A 14880-nucleotide genomic window follows, 5' to 3' on the forward strand; every position below is an offset into this window, starting at 1 on the left:
CCGTGAACATGGGCAGCGGAGTGGTTCGGATCGGCATGGCACTGCTGCTCTCCGTCGCGTCGTGCGCGCTGCTGGCGCAGGATGTCGCGTCGCCTTCACCGCCCGCTCAGCGGGTTGTCGGCGAGGGCGTCACCGGTACGTTGCTGCGCCATGCGCAGTTTCCTTCGCGCCATGTCGCGGCCCGGAACGTGGATGTGTGGCTGCCACCCGGCTACGACGAGGCGAAGGACGCACGCTATCCGGTGCTCTACATGCACGATGGCCAGAACGTGTTCGATCCCTCCACCTCCTACACCCGCGTCGACTGGGGCGTGGATGAGGCGATGACGCGTCTGATCGGCAACGGTCATGTGCGACAGGCCATCGTCGTGGCCGTGTGGAACACGCCCAAGCGCCTGCAGGAGTACATGCCACGCAAGGCCATCCAGGGCGAGAGCTTCATCCCGACGCCGGGCGATCCGCCGTTCCCGACGGCCGAGATCGTCGCAGACGATTACCTGGCCTTCCTGGCCACCGAACTGAAGCCGTTCATCGATGCGCAGTACCGTACGTTGAAGGGGCCGTCGGACACGTTCGTGATGGGGTCCAGCATGGGCGGCCTGATCTCCGCGTACGCGGTGATGGAGTTTCCCCAGGTATTCGGCGGGGCGGGGTGCGTCTCCACGCATTGGCCGATCGCCGGCGGCATCGTCGAGGACTACGTGGAGAGCCATCTGCCTGCGCCAGGCCGCCATCGCTTCTATTTTGACTACGGCACCGAGGCCATCGACGCGCAGTACGAGCCGTACCAGCAGCGCGTCGATGCCACGATGCGCGCGCGTGGGAACCGGCCCGGCGTGGACATGGTGAGTCATCGCTATCTCGGCGCGGCCCACAACGAAGCCGCGTGGCGCGATCGCATCGAGGTGCCCCTGGTGTTCCTACTGCGTCCCTGAACCGCTGGCGGATCCCGGTGCCCCACTGCGCAGGTGAATGCTCTTCGCATCCAGCGAGGGTGGCGTTCGCACGCCTGCGTGCTGGCATGGATTGCGCGTTACATGAAGACGCGGAATATGCATGAATACGTATGCAGCGCGGTTTGTGCAGCTGCGTGCACCACTACCATGGCCGCACGTTCCGGGGCACCCGCCCCGGCGTGGCAGAGCCGGGCGATCGCATCGAGCGACGCACCCGGCTCATCGCATACAACGTCCTTGGAGAGGGGAACATGCAACTCAAGCGCAACCTGCTTAGCGCGGCGTTGGCGTCCGCCATCGCGCTGACCGCGACCGGCGTACAGGCCCAGACGGCCGAAGCCACCGCAGAACAGAACCAGCAAGCCGACGCCACCGAACTGGACACCGTCGTGGTGACCGGCATCCGCCGCGGCATCGAAAGCGCCATTTCGGTGAAGCGCGATTCCACCTCCATCGTCGAAGCGATCTCCGCCGAAGACATCGGCAAACTGCCCGACGTCAGCATCGCCGAATCGCTCGCTCGCCTGCCGGGCCTGGCCGCGCAGCGTGTCGCCGGCCGTGCGCAGGTGATCAGCGTACGCGGCCTGTCGCCCGACTTCTCGACCACGCTGCTGAACGGCCGCGAGATGGTCAGCACCGGCGACAACCGCAGCGTCGAATTCGACCAGTATCCGTCCGAATTGGTCAGCGGCGTGACCGTGTACAAGACGCCCGACGCCGGCCTCGTCGGCCAGGGCCTGTCCGGTACGGTCGACATGCAGACCGTGCGCCCACTGAGCTTCGATGCACCGGTCGGTGCGGTCGGCATCCGCGGCCAGCGCAATTCGCTCGGCAACGCGGCCGATGCGTCCGCGTACGGCGAGCGCATCAACGCCAGCTACATCACCCAGAACGAAGCCCGCACGTTCGGCTTCTCGATCGGGTATTCGCATTCGACCACGCCGGTGCAGGAAAACCAGGTGGGCCTGTACGAACCGTGGAAGACGGATGCTCGCCCTGGATTGCCGGTCGGGACGTTCGCGACTGACGGCATGAAGGCACTGCGCCGTACCGGTGAGACCAAGCGTGATGGCGTGATGGCCACCCTGCAGTTTCGCCCGTCCAATGCGTGGACTAGTACGCTGGACCTGTTCTACTCGGAAGCCGAGCAGGAGAGTACGGCCAACCAGTGGGAGGTCAACACGCAGTACAACGGCAACTTCCCGTGTAATCCAGACTGCGTCTACAGCAACGTCGAGCTGCGCAACGGTTCTTTTGCAGGGGGTACGCTGACGGGTGTTTATCCGTTGGTTCGCGGCATGTACAACTACCGCGAGGATGAGATCAGCGCGTTTGGCTGGAACAATGAGTTCAATACGGGCTCGGTGCGCTGGGTGGCCGACGTCAGCTGGTCCAAGACCAAGCGCGATGAGATAAGTCTCGAGAACAACACGCAGCTGCTGCCTAATCCGCAGCTGGATACGATCCAGCTGGCGATTCGTCGCGGTAGCTTCTCCCAGATGGCGCCGGGTCTGGATTATTCGGATTCCTCTCGGCTGTTTCTCGCCAATACCATCTACGGCTCTGGCTACGGTAAGACGCCAAAGGTGGAGGACGAACTGCGTGCAATCAGGGTGGGCGCATCGTTTCCAATGCCGGAAAGTCTGAGTTGGTTCACGGACTTGGACGTGGGCTTGAACTACGCAGATCGAGAGAAGAACAAGCGTCAGCCGGAGGGCAGCATCAATCTCGGCGCGCAGGGCATTAGCGCGATCGCCCCCGATCTGCAGTACGGGCTGGTGGACCTGCGCTTCGCCGGCATCGGCTACATTCCCTCATGGAACGTCCCGGCCGCTGTCGCCCGTTACATGACGTTCAATCCGGTGGATGACCTCGACTATCTGATTCCGAAGGCATGGGATGTCAACGAGAAGATCGGAACGGCATTTGCGCGTTTGAACATCGATACCGAGTGGGGTTCGGTGCCGGTACGCGGCAATGTCGGCCTACAGGTCCAGCACGTGGACCAGTCGTCGACGTCGCGCTACTTCGATCGGGGGCGCCCGGCAGGCCAGCAGGTCTTTCCGATCACCCGCGGCAAGACGTATACCGAGGTATTGCCCAGCCTCAACTTGGCTTTCTCGCTGCCCGCCGAACAGACGCTGCGCGTGGGGTTGGCTGAGCAGGTCGCGCGTCCGCGCGTGGATGAACTTCGCGCGTCGCTGGAATTCGGCGTTGACGAGGCCAACGGCAAACCGGGCGGCAGCGGTGGCAACCCCGAGTTGGATCCGTGGAAGGCCTACGCGTTCGACTTGTCATGGGAAAAGTACTTCGGCAACAAGGCATATGTCGCGGCGGCATTCTTCTACAAGGATCTGCGCACCTACATCTACACCGAGAAGCGCGAGGGATACGATTACAGCGGCCTGTTGGCAGACTATCCGTGGCCGGGTACTCGACCGCCGCTCCAGACCGTTGGCAGCTTCACCGCGCCGTACAATGGCAAAGGTGGCTCGCTGAAAGGCTTGGAGCTGACCGCATCGCTGCCGTTGAATCTTTTCAGTGACGTGCTGGAAGGTTTTGGCGTCATCGCGAGCGCGGGCTTCAACGATAGCGATATCACTATCCCGCCACCGCCCGGTGCGGTGAACAGCGTGGGCAGCCAGAACATCATGCTGCCGGGTCTCTCCGAGCGCGTGTATAACCTCACCGCCTACTACGAGCGCAATGGCTTCGAAGCGCGCGTCAGCCAGCGCAAGCGTTCGGACTTCATCGGCGAAATCGGCAACTTCGATGGCGATCGCACGCTGCGTTACGTGGTGGGTGAGGACATCACTGACGCGCAGGTGAGCTACTCGTTCCCCGAGGGCCACGCGCTGAACGGTCTGAGCGTCCTGTTCCAGGTCAGCAACCTGACCGACGAGGCCTACCAGACCTACGCCGGTACCAAGGATCGCCCGCTGGAGTACATCGAGTGGGGTCGCACCTATCTGTTGGGCGTCAACTACCGGTTCTGATTCACGCGATACCTTGAGTTCTCCCAGCCCGTCGGCCTCGTGCCGGCGGGCTTTTTCTTTGGCGAGGCAGCGCGAGTGGCGCAAAGAAAAAGGCCAGGCTTTCGCCTGGCCTTTCGTGTTGGATGGTGGAGCCAGGGAGGATCGAACTCCCGACCTCGTCATTGCGAACGACGCGCTCTCCCAGCTGAGCTATGGCCCCACAAGAGCGGCGCCATTCTAGCCCGCGGCGGGCGCCTGTGCCAAGCCTGGGCCGGCCAGGATCGGCTCCAGCACGGGTTGCAGTTCGGCGCGTCGCCAGCCGGCGAGGGAGGCGGGCCACTGGCCGGATTCCAGCAGCGCTTCCAGGTGGCGCCGCGAAGCCAGCACGCCGTCGGGCAGGCCTAGGCCGGCGCTCCGGGTGGACACGGCATCCTGCAGTCGCTTGAGCCGGGCCTTGTCGCCGTCGCTGGCGGCATGCGCCAGCGGCATCGCGGCCTCGTCGTCCACGGGCGTGGCGAGCGCCTGCCACAACGGATCGGCCAGCTTGCGGGGCGCCTTGGGCTGGCTGTCGAACAGGCGCAGCAGCGCCGTCTTGTCCGTTGGCGGCGTGCGCGCCAGTGTCACGACCAGCTCGTTGTCCAGGATCCAACTGCGCGGCTTGTCGCTGGCCCGGGCCTGCGCCTCACGCCAGCGCAGCAGGCGCACCAGGCGGCGTTGCGCATCCGCATCCAGGAACTGCGCACTGCGCATGCCCAGGTGCGGCCAGCGCTCGCCCTCGTCCTGTGCGGCATTGTCGACGAAGCGCGCGCAGTCCTCTTCCAGCCAGCCCAGTCGTCCCGAAGACGCCAGCGCTGTCCGCAAGGCATCGTGCACGGCGAACAGGTAACGCACATCGTCGGCGGCATAGTGGAGTTGCGATTCGCTGAGCGGCCGTCGCAGCCAGTCCGAGCGTGTCTCGCCCTTGGGCAGCACGACGCCGGTGATGCGCTCCACCAGCTTCTGGTAACCGATGCCTGCCGCCACTCCGGCCAGGGCGGCGGCGATCTGCGTGTCGAACAGGGGGGTGGGCAACGCATCGCAGGCCACTTTGAACGCCACCAGATCCTCGCTGGCGCTGTGCATCACCTTGGTGATCGCGGGATCGGTCAGCCACGGCCGCAGGGCGTCGGTCATGCCCGGGGCCAGCGGATCGACCAGCAGCACGTCGTCGTCCAGCGCGATCTGCACCAGCGCGAGCTGCGGCCAGAAGGTGCGCTCGCGGACGAATTCGGTATCCAGGCCGATCCGCATGGGCCGGCGCTGCAGGTGCGCATCCAGCGCGGCGGGGGTGTCTATCCAGTGGGGCAACGTGGTCTCCGCGTAATGCGTCGTTTGCTCAGTCAGGGGACAATAACCTAAGGTCCCGGCTCAGCCAGTATCGTCTGACGGTATTGTCTGCCGGCATTCTCTCACGGGGGCCGGTCGCTCCCATCACGGAGGGTGTTTGCGCGCGATCCTTGCCGTCATGTTGCTCACGCTGCCGTGGCTCGCCGCGTGCTCGCGCGATGCGGCGGGTCCAGGCGACGCCAAAGGCGCCACCGATGCCGTACGCATGCCCAGCGTGACGGTCAGTGGCGACGACAGCAGCGTGGAGGAGTTGAACTGGCGCCCGCCGGCCGTGGCGCTGGCGCCCGAGGGCGTTGCCGATGCGCATCGCCGTGCCGCGACCGCCCTGTCCGACGGGCGTCTGTTCGATACGGCAGACGATGCCATTCCGCTCTACCTTGCGCTGTTGCGCCTGGATCCTGCGGACGCCCGCGCCAGACGCGGACTCGACCGCAGCCTCGACCGGTTGCTGGAGCAGGGGCGGCAGACGCTGCGCCATGCCGAAGACCGCACCGAATCGTTGCGGCGCGCACGCCAGATCGCGGCCGTCGCACGCACCGTGGCACCCGGCGATACGGCGGTTGCGACGTATCTGGCCCGGGTGGACGAAGCCGATCAGCTCACCCGGCTGAACGTGGCCAGCGAGCGTGCGCTGCGCGAGGGCCGGCTGGGCGAAGCAGGTGGCGGCGCGCTGGCCGGCTTCCGTGAAGTGCTGAAGTGGAAACCGGGCCAGCCGCGTGCCCTGCAGGGCGTGGCGGCGGTCGAGAGCGCGATGATCCGGCGCGCCGAAGAGGCCGCCCACGGCAGCGACTTCGCCACCGCCCGGCGCTGGCTGGACCATGCCGCGCAGGTCCGCCAGGACGCGCAGACCGTGGCCGACGCGCGCGTGCGGGTGGAAGCCATCCGCCTGGCACGCATCGTCGAACTGCGCGACGCCGGCGTGCGCGACCTGGTCACGCCACTGGGCCTGAAGGATGCGCGGATCAAGCTGGCCGAGGTCCTGCGCATCGCCGAACCGGGCAACCGCGTAGCCGCCGATTTCCGGCAGCGCATCGACCTGGCAACCCACTACGGCCTGTTCCGTCCCGGCCAGGCGTTCACCGAGGCGTTGCATAACGGCGGGCGCGGGCCCGAAATGGTGGTGGTACCGCACGGAGGCTTCCTGATGGGCGCGGGCGACGACGAGGTCGATGCCGCTGATGCCGAGAAACCCGCGCACTACGTGCGCTTCGACCGCGGCTTCGCCATGGCGCGGCATCCGGTGACGGTGGGCGAGTTCCGGCGTTTCGTCGAGGCCACCCAGTACCGGCCACGGGCCACCCGACGCGGCCATTCCATCGTCTATGACGAACGCAGCGGCAATTTCGTCCGTCGCAGCGGGGTGGACTGGCGATCCGACTACGCAGGCCAGCCCGCCAGCGACGACATGCCGGTGCTCCACGTTAGCGTGTACGACGCCGAGGCCTATGCCGAGTGGCTGGCCGGCCAGTCCGGGCACGGCTACCGGCTTCCCAGCGAGGCTGAATACGAATACGCGCTGCGCGCCGGCCAGCAGGGACGCTACGCCTGGGGCAACGGCCAGCCGCCGCGCGGTGTGGCCAACCTGACCGGGGGCAACGACCGCTCGCCCAGTGGCCGCACCTGGAACAACGCGTTCGTCGGTTATGGCGACGGTTACTGGGGACCGGCGCCGGTAGGCCGTTTCCGCGCCAATGCCTTCGGCCTGAAGGACCTGGACGGCAACACCAGTGAATGGGTCGGCGACTGCTGGCATGCCAGCTACCGGCGCGCTCCGGCAGACGGGGCCGCGTGGTTCAACCCCGGCTGCCGGTCGCGGGTCGTGCGCGGCGGCTCCTGGGCCAGTTCACCGGCACAGGCGCGCGCGGCATGGCGTTCGTCTTCGGATTCGGATATGACTAATGCGCGGGTGGGTTTCCGCGTCGTTCGCGGCATCTAGCCGCCAGGGAGAGGGTGATGAGGCAAGATCCTTACGGTCGCTCGCAGTACGGGCAGGGTGGCGGGCGTCGCGGCGGCGGACTGGGCAACCTGCGCTGGCTGATCCTGCTCGGCTTCCTGGTGTACGGCGGGTGCTACTACCTGAACAACCGCGTCGTCGATCCGTATACCGGCGAGAAGGTGCTGATCGACAATTCGATCGGCGTGGAAGAGGAGAAGGCGCTCGGCCTGCAGGCCTACGAGGAAATCCTGCAGCAGGAGCAGCCGGTCGATCCCAATTCGCAGATCGCCCAGCAGGTGCGCACCATCGCGCAACGGTTGATCGCCAAGGTGCCCCAGGTGGAGGCCGCCATCGCGGCGGAGAAAGGCACCCAGCCCAGCGGCAACTGGAAATCCTTCGACTGGGATGTCAACGTCATCCAGTCCGACCAGGCCAATGCCTTCTGCCTGCCAGGCGGCAAGATGGCCGTCTACACCGGCCTGATCCCGGTGGCGCAGAACGCCGATGCCGTGGCCGTCGTCATGGGGCACGAGATCGCCCACGCCCTGCTGCGCCACGGCGCGCAGCGCATGTCGCAGCAGAAGCTCACCCAGATCGGTCAGATGGCCGGCGCCATGAGCGGCATGGATCCGCAACAACAGCAGATGGTGATGGCCGCGATGGGCTACGGCTACCTGCTGCCCTACGCACGCGAACACGAGACGCAGGCCGATGAAGTGGGCCTGATGCTGGCCGCGGCGGCCTGCTTCAATCCGCAGGAAGCCGTGCCGCTGTGGCAGCGCATGAGCGAAGCCAGTGGTGGCCAGGCGCCGCCGGAGTTCTCCTCCACCCACCCCAATCCCGGCACGCGCATCCAGAACCTCACCGCGCTGATGCCCAAGGCGATGGCCTACCGCGCGAAGTTCTGCCCGCAGGGAGCGGCGCAGTGAAGACGCTGGCAGGTGTCGTGCTGCTGGGACTTGCGGTCGCCGCGCCGGTGCAGGCGGCGGTCAAGGATGCGCAGCCTAATGGCTTCACCCTCGAGAATTCCGAATGGGTACCGGTCGCGCCGCAGGTGGCCTACGCGGCGCTGGTGAACGATGTCGGCCGCTGGTGGCCGGCCGACCACACCTGGTGGGGCGATGCCTCGAAGCTGTCGATCAGCGACAAGGCCGGCGGCTGCTTCTGCGAGATCAACGGCGCGCAGCAGGCCTGGCATATGACGGTGACCTTCACCGATCCTGGCAAACTGATGCGCATGACCGGCGGCCTCGGCCCGTTGCAGGGCATGGGGCTGCACGGCGCGCTCGAGTGGCGCTTCGCCGAAGAGAACGGCGGCACCCGCATCACCCTGTGGTACCGCGCCGGTGGATACACACCGGACGACATCGGCAAGTTCGCGCCCGTCGTGGACAAGGTGCAGGGCCTGCAGCTGGGCGGCCTGGCGACGTTCCTGCGCAAGGGCAACGAGGGCGCCCCGCGCTGAGCCAGGCGCATCCGGCCATCGGGACGAAGGCTGCCTTCGGCCGCTTTGCCTGAGGAACGACATCAACGCTCGGCTCGAGGGAGGGGGGCTCGTGTTCAAGAGAATCGCGATCGTTGTCATGGTGCTGCTACTGGTACTGGCGCAGGGCTATTTCATCTATGCCATCCAGCACGGTGCCGGCGACGCATTCGCCGACACCTGGGCCGGTTTTGACGTCGTCCAGTCGGGCTACTCGCATTTCGTGTTTCGCACGATCAAGGGATGGTGGTCCTTGCCCATGCTTTGTCTGTGCCTTGCGGCGGTGGCCGCAAAAAGCGGTCGGACGCGCCATGCAGCGCTTGCGCTCACGGTCAGCGTCGTCGGCATCGTTGCGTTGTTGGCGGCCGCGTACGCCCCCGGGTTGTTCATCTCCGTGTGAGCTCTGCCGACGGAGGGCCGGTGACCGGTTCCATCGCGCATCCGGCGCTGCACGTCGTCCGCCAGCGCAGGGCGATAGCCTGTTTGCCGGAAGCCCCGTTCGAGGAGTGATATCCATGCCCCAGATCATCCCCATGCAGCCCGTCCGCCATCTGCCGCGGGCGATCGCGTTTTACGAGAAGCTCGGTTTCACCCTCGAAGACCGCCGTGACGACTGGGGCTGGGCGAAGCTGCGCTGGGGCGATTGCCAGGTGATGCTGGACCAGTCGATCAACGTGAACCCGGACGCGCCGCGCGGCGCGGTGCTGTACCTCTATCCCGACGACATCAGCGTCTTCCATGCGCAGGTGCGGGCGAACGGGCTGGACGTGCCGGAGTTGGAGACTACGTTCTACGGCATGCGCGAGTTCCGGATCGACGATCCAGATGGCAACCGGCTGTGGATAGGGCAGGTGGAGGCGGCCTGACCTCCGCGGGCGAGGAATCGCGTTGGAAGAGCGTGTGCCCCACACGGGCGCGCTCTCCTTCCCTGATGGAGCCCGTGCCATGCCCGTACAGCGCGATCGTCCGTATGCCGGAATGAATTTCCACGTCGACCTCGGTCTGGGCGACGGGCCCGATGCGGGCGTGTCCGAGGTGGTCTTCCCCGAAGCCCGTCTGCTGGTGAACGAGTACCGCAATGGCAACGACAGGGTGCTGGAGGCGACGAAACTCCCCACGCTGACCCGGTACGACAACCTGCTGCTGCGCCGGGGCGTGGCCGGTTCCCTCGCCTGGTATCAGTGGTGGGATGAGGCACGCAATGGGGGCGATGCGCGGCGCACGGTCACCATCACGTTGCTGGACGAGCAGGGCAACCCGGTGATGCGTTGGCGCTTCCTGCGGGCGCGACCGGCGGCGTACGCGCCTTCACCGATGGATGCGGCGGTGGGCGACACCCTGTTCGAGACACTCGAGATCGCTTTCGAACGTTTCGAAATGGAATGACGGTCAGGCGCCGGGATCGCGCGGGGAGGGGTCGCGCAGGTAATCCAGCGCGAAGCCGATGACCAAGCCGAGCAGGGCACAGCCAAGTGCCATGGCGGCAGACGAAGGTGCCTTGCCGGTCAGGTGGAACAAGGCCAGACCCGCCGCGATGCCGAGCAACGGAGGGACCACCAGGCGAGGCCTGCTCCACAGGCCGCCGAGCAGTGCGGCGATCAGTTCCATGGCCGACTCCCGATGATCGACACCGGGAGCATAGCCCGTGGCTCAGAGCTTGCTGAAGAGCGTCGCGGCCACCAGCAGGCCGAAGCCGGCAACCACCAGCCAGAACGCATGCGGAGCCAGCACCGGCACGTAGCCGAACTTCGCGGCGATGCCGCCGCCGCCCAGCAGCAGGGCGATCAGCCAGACACCGAAGGTGGGAGGAGTGAGTTTCATCGGGGAGTCTCTTGAGGGTTCGAGAAGAGATCGTCGTACGACCGGGAATCCGGTCAGAAGCTCATGAACAGGCCGCCGTTCACCGGCAGGTTGGCGCCGGTGATGTAGCCGGCATCGTCCGCGGTAAGAAAGGCGACTGCGCGCGCGATGTCGGCTGGCTGGCCGATGCGCCCGACGGGGACCGACGCCACGGTCCGCTCGCGGACCTCGTCCGGCATGGACCGGGTCATCGGCGTTTCCACGTAACCGGGCGAGACGCTGTTGACGGTCACGCCCTTGCGCGCGACTTCGCGGGCCAGCGACATCGAGAAACCGTGCAGGCCGGCCTTGGCCGCGGCGTAGTTCACCTGGCCGAAGTTGCCGGTCTGGCCGCTCACCGAACTGATGTTGACGATGCGGCCGAAACCGCGCGCCTGCATGCCGTCCACCGCGTGCCGGCACAGGTTGAACACGCTGTCCAGGTTCACGCCCATCACCGCGTCCCATTGCGCCTTGTCCATCTTGCGCAGGGTGGCGTCGCGGGTGATGCCGGCGTTGTTGACCAGGATGTCGAGGGCGCCGTGGCGCGTTTCCACCTCGTGCACGAAGGCGGCGCAGGCGTCGAAGTCGGCCACGTCGACGACGGCGGTCTCGATGTCCAGCGAGGCGGTACGGGCCCGGAACTCGGCCAGGCGTTCGGGGGAGGCGGGCAGGTCGGCGGCGATCACCTTGCGGCCGGCGTTCGCCAAGGCCTGGCAGATCGCCAAACCCAGACCGCCCAAGCCACCGGTCACCACGGCAATGCGTTGCGTCATGCGAAGTTCCTGAGGGTGTGGCTCAAAAAAAGGCCCGCGCAACAGGGCGCGGGCCGGGTCTCACTACGTAGCGGATCAACGAGCGCGCGTTTTCGGCGTCTCGCGCGGAGCGTCCTTCGGCTTGACCGTCGTGGGGCGGCCCATGCCGCCGGTCAGGTTGCGCTGGAACTCCTGCCACAACTCCATGTTGCGTTCGGTCAGCTGGTTCATCATGGTCCAGGGCGTCTGGCCCAGCAGGTTGCCCATCTGGCTGCGGAACTGCTGCTGCTGCTCCATGAACAGCTGCATGCTGCGCTCCAGGTAGTTGCCCATGAAGCCCTGCAGCGAGTCGCCATAGAAGCGGATGATCTGGCTGAGCAGCTGCGTGGACAGGACCGGCTCGCCGTCCTGTTCCTGCTCGCTGATGATCTGCAGCAGCACCGTGCGGGTCAGGTCGTCGCCGGTCTTGGCGTCGCGGACCTCGAAATCCTCGCCGTCCACGATCAGCTGGCGCACATCCTCGATGGTGATGTAGCTGGAGATCTCCGTGTCGTACAGACGACGGTTGGGATACTTCTTGATGATGCGGATCGCAGCCATTGAGTCTTCGCTCTAAACGCGTATTGCAGCAGCATGACGCAGCGCAACAGCCCTTGCAACAGGCCGGAGGGCAGGGTGTCCCTGTTCAGGGAGAGCAGGGCGCCGGAACGGGAAAGACGTGATCCTTCGCCGGCAGCTGCATCGCAGGAGGCCGGCGCCCCAACTCCCCGTTCCCGCGCTGCCTCACCACCCCATATGGTGGCCGCCGTTGATGTCCAGGTTGGAGCCGGTGATCCAGCTGGCCTGTTCGTCGACCAGGAAGGCGACCGCGTAGGCGATTTCCTCGGGCTTGCCGAGCCGGCCGGTGGGTATGTCGGCGGCGATCTTGGCGCGGACTTCCTCCGGCACCGCCATCACCATGTCGGTGGCCACGTAGCCGGGCGACACCGTGTTGACGGTGATGCCGAGCTTTGCGTTCTCCCGCGCGAGCGAAATGGTGAAGCCATGCATGCCGGCCTTGGCGGCGGCGTAGTTGGCCTGTCCGTACTGTCCCTTCAGGCCGTTGATCGAACTGATCTGGATGATGCGGCCCCACTTGCGGTCGCGCATCCCTTCGATCACCGGACGGGTGACGTTGAACACCGAATTGAGGTTGGTGTTGATGACGTCGCCCCACTGGGTGGCGGTCATCTTGTGGAAGGTGCCGTCGCGGGTGATGCCGGCGTTGTTGATGAGGATCTCGACCGGGCCCAGCGTCTGTTCCACCTCCTTCACCATCGCCTGCGCCTCGTCCGGCGAGGTCACGTCGCCCTTCACCAGCGCGATGTCGTAGCCGTCGGCCTTCATCTGCGCCTGCCACGCGCGCGCCTTCTCCTCGTTGCGGTAGTTGGTGGCGACCTTGTGGCCCATGTCGGCCAGCTTCTTGCAGATGGCGGTACCGATACCTCCGGTGCCGCCGGTGACCAGGGCGACGCGCGATGTCATTGGGGGATCTCCGTATACCGCCGCAAGCCGACGGCGATCCGATTCTAGACAGCGCCTGCAACAGGGTTGTTGTGCGCCGCAGCGAATGTCATGTGTGTCACTTTTGGCAGGCGCTCGGGCCGGAAGCCGCGGGCCGCGGCCTGCATCGCCTGGGTCACCGTCGGCAGGCCGGCGAGCAGGGCAGGCGCCTGTCCCAGCGCCTGCCAGGCGGCGCGGAGGGCGGGCAGGGGTGACGCATCGTCCACCGGCAGGGCGGCCATCGACTTGGACAGCTTGTCGCCGTGGACGTCGACGATCAGCGGCAGATGAAGGTAGCGCGGCCTGGGCAGGCCCAGCGCGCGCTGCAGCAGGATCTGGCGGGGGGTGGAGTCGAGCAGGTCCGCCCCGCGCACGACATCGGTGATGCCCTGTTCCGCATCGTCCACGACCACCGCCAACTGGTAAGCCCAGTAGCCATCCGCTCGGCGCAGGACCACGTCGCCGACGTCGCGATCGACCGCCTGCGCGATGCGGCCCTGCAGGCCATCGATGAAGTCCACGGCTGTGCCCTCGTCAACACGTAGCCGCACGGCGGCCGGCCGGGAGGGGTCGCGCGCGACGCAGCGGCGATGGATGCCCCCGACAGACGCCAGCTCGCTGCGGCTGCAACGGCACTCGAAGGCCGCGCCCCCGGCCAGCAAGCGCTCCAGTGCATGCGCATACCGCGCATAGCGCCGGCTCTGCCAGACGACGGGCAGGTCGGAGGTCATGCCGAATGCGGCCAGCGTGGCCAGTTGGGCATGGGCGGCGCCCGGAACTTCGCGGGGGGGATCCAGGTCCTCCACACGCACCAGCCACTCCCCCTGATGGTGTCGCGCCAGCAACCAGCTGCCCAATGCCGCCACCAGCGAGCCGAAATGCAGCGGGCCGGTAGGCGAGGGCGCGAAGCGTCCGCGGTAATGAGGGTGGGGAAGCGTCTCGGTCATTCGTCGGAAAGAAAGGAAAGCTGAACCGCACAGTCAGCCATTGGCTTGAATTCGTGTCGCCACAACCGCAATTCTGCGGCGTCCACCTCTGTTCTTGCACGTCATTTCTGGAGCTTCAACCGTGTTCACGCGCGTCGCCCTGTTCCTCGCTACCAACCTGGCCGTCCTGGTCCTGGCCGGCATCGTCATGTCGCTGCTGGGGGTGAACCCCAACCAATTGGGGGGGCTGCTGGTCTTCGCCGCCATCTTCGGCTTCGGCGGATCGCTGATCTCGCTGCTGACCTCCAAGTGGATGGCCAAGCGTGCCACCGGCGCGCAGGTGATCGAGCAGCCGCGTAACGATGCCGAGCGCTGGCTGGTGGCCACCGTTCAGCGCCAGGCGCAGGCGGCCGGTATCGGCATGCCGGAAGTCGCCGTCTACGATGCGCCGGAGATCAATGCCTTCGCCACCGGCGCCAACCGCAACAACGCCCTGGTGGCGGTGTCGACCGGCCTGCTGCGTTCGATGAACCAGGACGAGGCCGAGGCCGTGCTCGGCCACGAGGTGGCGCACGTCGCCAATGGCGACATGGTGACCATGGCCCTGCTGCAGGGCGTGCTGAACACCTTCGTCATCGTGCTGGCGCGCGTGGTGGGCGGCGTGGTGGACAGCTTCCTGTCCGGCAACCGCGAGGGCGAGGGCCGTGGTTTCGGCTACTACATCATCGTGATGGTGCTGGAAGTCGTGTTCGGCCTGTTCGCCACCATGATCGCCATGTGGTTCTCGCGCCGCCGCGAATTCCGCGCCGACCACGGGGGTGCCTCGCTGGCGGGCCGGCAGAAGATGATCGCCGCGCTGGAGCGCCTGAAGCAGCAGCAGCGCCCCAGCACATTGCCGGCCCAGGTGGAAGCGTTCGGCATCGCCGGCGGCATCGGCCAGGGCATGAAGAAGCTCTTCCTCAGCCACCCGCCGCTGGAGGAGCGCATCGCCGCGCTGCGCGCACAGCAGGCCACGGTCGCCTGAGCCGCGCGAGGCCGCAGGAACGAAAAACCCGCCGGAAGGCGGGTTTTTTTCAGCGTTT

General features: G+C 66.5%; 16 protein-coding genes and 1 tRNA gene. 9 read left to right on the top strand and 8 right to left on the bottom strand.

The genetic code is table 11. The annotated features are described in order from the left end of the window. Positions 1–35: 35 nt before the first annotated feature. Positions 36–935, top strand: coding sequence for an alpha/beta hydrolase (locus IAE60_RS10970; protein WP_187572269.1), 900 nt, complete (start codon positions 36–38; stop codon positions 933–935). A 272-nt stretch (positions 936–1207) separates the two neighbouring features. Beyond that, entirely contained in the window at positions 1208–3952 is a 2745-nt protein-coding gene (locus IAE60_RS10975; RefSeq protein WP_187572270.1) for a TonB-dependent receptor, read from the top strand. 123 nt (positions 3953–4075) lie between these two features. Here the strand turns inward: IAE60_RS10975 and IAE60_RS10980 are convergent. Together IAE60_RS10980 and rnd are read right to left on the bottom strand one after the other, a co-directional pair. Beyond that, positions 4076–4151 (bottom strand) — tRNA-Ala (locus IAE60_RS10980). A gap of 17 nt (positions 4152–4168) precedes the next feature. Beyond that, positions 4169–5221 carry a ribonuclease D gene (gene rnd, locus IAE60_RS10985; RefSeq protein ID WP_425504473.1) on the bottom strand — a complete coding sequence of 351 codons (1053 nt, stop codon included), beginning with the start codon at positions 5219–5221 and terminating at the stop codon, positions 4169–4171. 214 nt (positions 5222–5435) lie between these two features. On the opposite strand from rnd, the gene IAE60_RS10990 reads away from it, so the two are divergent. The 6 genes from IAE60_RS10990 (at position 5436) to IAE60_RS11015 (ending at position 10122) form a co-directional block, all read left to right on the top strand. Then, a complete protein-coding gene (locus IAE60_RS10990) occupies positions 5436–7253 on the top strand; it encodes a formylglycine-generating enzyme family protein (protein ID WP_187572272.1) in 1818 nt (605 codons plus the stop codon). A gap of 17 nt (positions 7254–7270) precedes the next feature. Beyond that, positions 7271–8182 carry a M48 family metallopeptidase gene (locus IAE60_RS10995; protein ID WP_187572273.1) on the top strand — a complete coding sequence of 304 codons (912 nt, stop codon included), beginning with the start codon at positions 7271–7273 and terminating at the stop codon, positions 8180–8182. Beyond that, the gene (locus IAE60_RS11000; RefSeq protein ID WP_244966554.1) at positions 8179–8718 is read left to right on the top strand and encodes an SRPBCC family protein; all 540 of its coding nucleotides are present in this window, start codon (positions 8179–8181) and stop codon (positions 8716–8718) included. Before IAE60_RS10995 ends, IAE60_RS11000 begins: the two co-directional genes overlap by 4 nt. A gap of 91 nt (positions 8719–8809) precedes the next feature. Next, positions 8810–9136: a hypothetical protein gene (locus tag IAE60_RS11005; protein ID WP_187572274.1), complete on the top strand. Its 327-nt coding sequence runs from the start codon at positions 8810–8812 to the stop codon at positions 9134–9136. 115 nt (positions 9137–9251) lie between these two features. Beyond that, positions 9252–9602 (top strand): bleomycin resistance protein, encoded by a 351-nt coding sequence (locus tag IAE60_RS11010; protein ID WP_187572275.1) that lies wholly within the window; start codon positions 9252–9254, stop codon positions 9600–9602. 79 nt (positions 9603–9681) lie between these two features. Continuing rightward, a complete protein-coding gene (locus tag IAE60_RS11015) occupies positions 9682–10122 on the top strand; it encodes a phage tail protein (protein ID WP_187572276.1) in 441 nt (146 codons plus the stop codon). A gap of 3 nt (positions 10123–10125) precedes the next feature. Here IAE60_RS11015 and IAE60_RS11020 read toward each other — a convergent pair whose 3' ends face one another. The 6 genes from IAE60_RS11020 to gluQRS all read right to left on the bottom strand — a co-directional run bounded on the left by IAE60_RS11020 (position 10126) and on the right by gluQRS (position 13819). Further along, the gene (locus tag IAE60_RS11020) at positions 10126–10344 is read right to left on the bottom strand and encodes a hypothetical protein (RefSeq protein WP_187572277.1); all 219 of its coding nucleotides are present in this window, start codon (positions 10342–10344) and stop codon (positions 10126–10128) included. A gap of 42 nt (positions 10345–10386) precedes the next feature. Then, positions 10387–10557, bottom strand: a complete 171-nt coding sequence (locus tag IAE60_RS11025; RefSeq protein ID WP_156383629.1) for a hypothetical protein — start codon at positions 10555–10557, stop codon at positions 10387–10389. A gap of 53 nt (positions 10558–10610) precedes the next feature. Next, positions 10611–11351 carry an acetoacetyl-CoA reductase gene (phbB, locus tag IAE60_RS11030; protein WP_187572278.1) on the bottom strand — a complete coding sequence of 247 codons (741 nt, stop codon included), beginning with the start codon at positions 11349–11351 and terminating at the stop codon, positions 10611–10613. A 75-nt stretch (positions 11352–11426) separates the two neighbouring features. Further along, positions 11427–11930, bottom strand: a complete 504-nt coding sequence (gene phaR, locus IAE60_RS11035; RefSeq protein ID WP_162108933.1) for a polyhydroxyalkanoate synthesis repressor PhaR — start codon at positions 11928–11930, stop codon at positions 11427–11429. Between the two features lie 183 nt (positions 11931–12113). Next, positions 12114–12854 carry a beta-ketoacyl-ACP reductase gene (gene phbB, locus IAE60_RS11040; RefSeq protein ID WP_187572279.1) on the bottom strand — a complete coding sequence of 247 codons (741 nt, stop codon included), beginning with the start codon at positions 12852–12854 and terminating at the stop codon, positions 12114–12116. A 44-nt stretch (positions 12855–12898) separates the two neighbouring features. Then, positions 12899–13819 carry a tRNA glutamyl-Q(34) synthetase GluQRS gene (gene gluQRS / locus IAE60_RS11045; protein WP_187572280.1) on the bottom strand — a complete coding sequence of 307 codons (921 nt, stop codon included), beginning with the start codon at positions 13817–13819 and terminating at the stop codon, positions 12899–12901. A gap of 121 nt (positions 13820–13940) precedes the next feature. Between gluQRS and htpX the strand changes: the two genes are divergently transcribed. Then, the gene (htpX, locus tag IAE60_RS11050) at positions 13941–14822 is read left to right on the top strand and encodes a protease HtpX (RefSeq protein WP_162108936.1); all 882 of its coding nucleotides are present in this window, start codon (positions 13941–13943) and stop codon (positions 14820–14822) included. Positions 14823–14880 lie beyond the last annotated feature (58 nt).

Source organism: Pseudoxanthomonas mexicana, assembly GCF_014397415.1.
Taxonomy (GTDB): Bacteria; Pseudomonadota; Gammaproteobacteria; order Xanthomonadales; family Xanthomonadaceae; genus Pseudoxanthomonas_A; species Pseudoxanthomonas_A mexicana.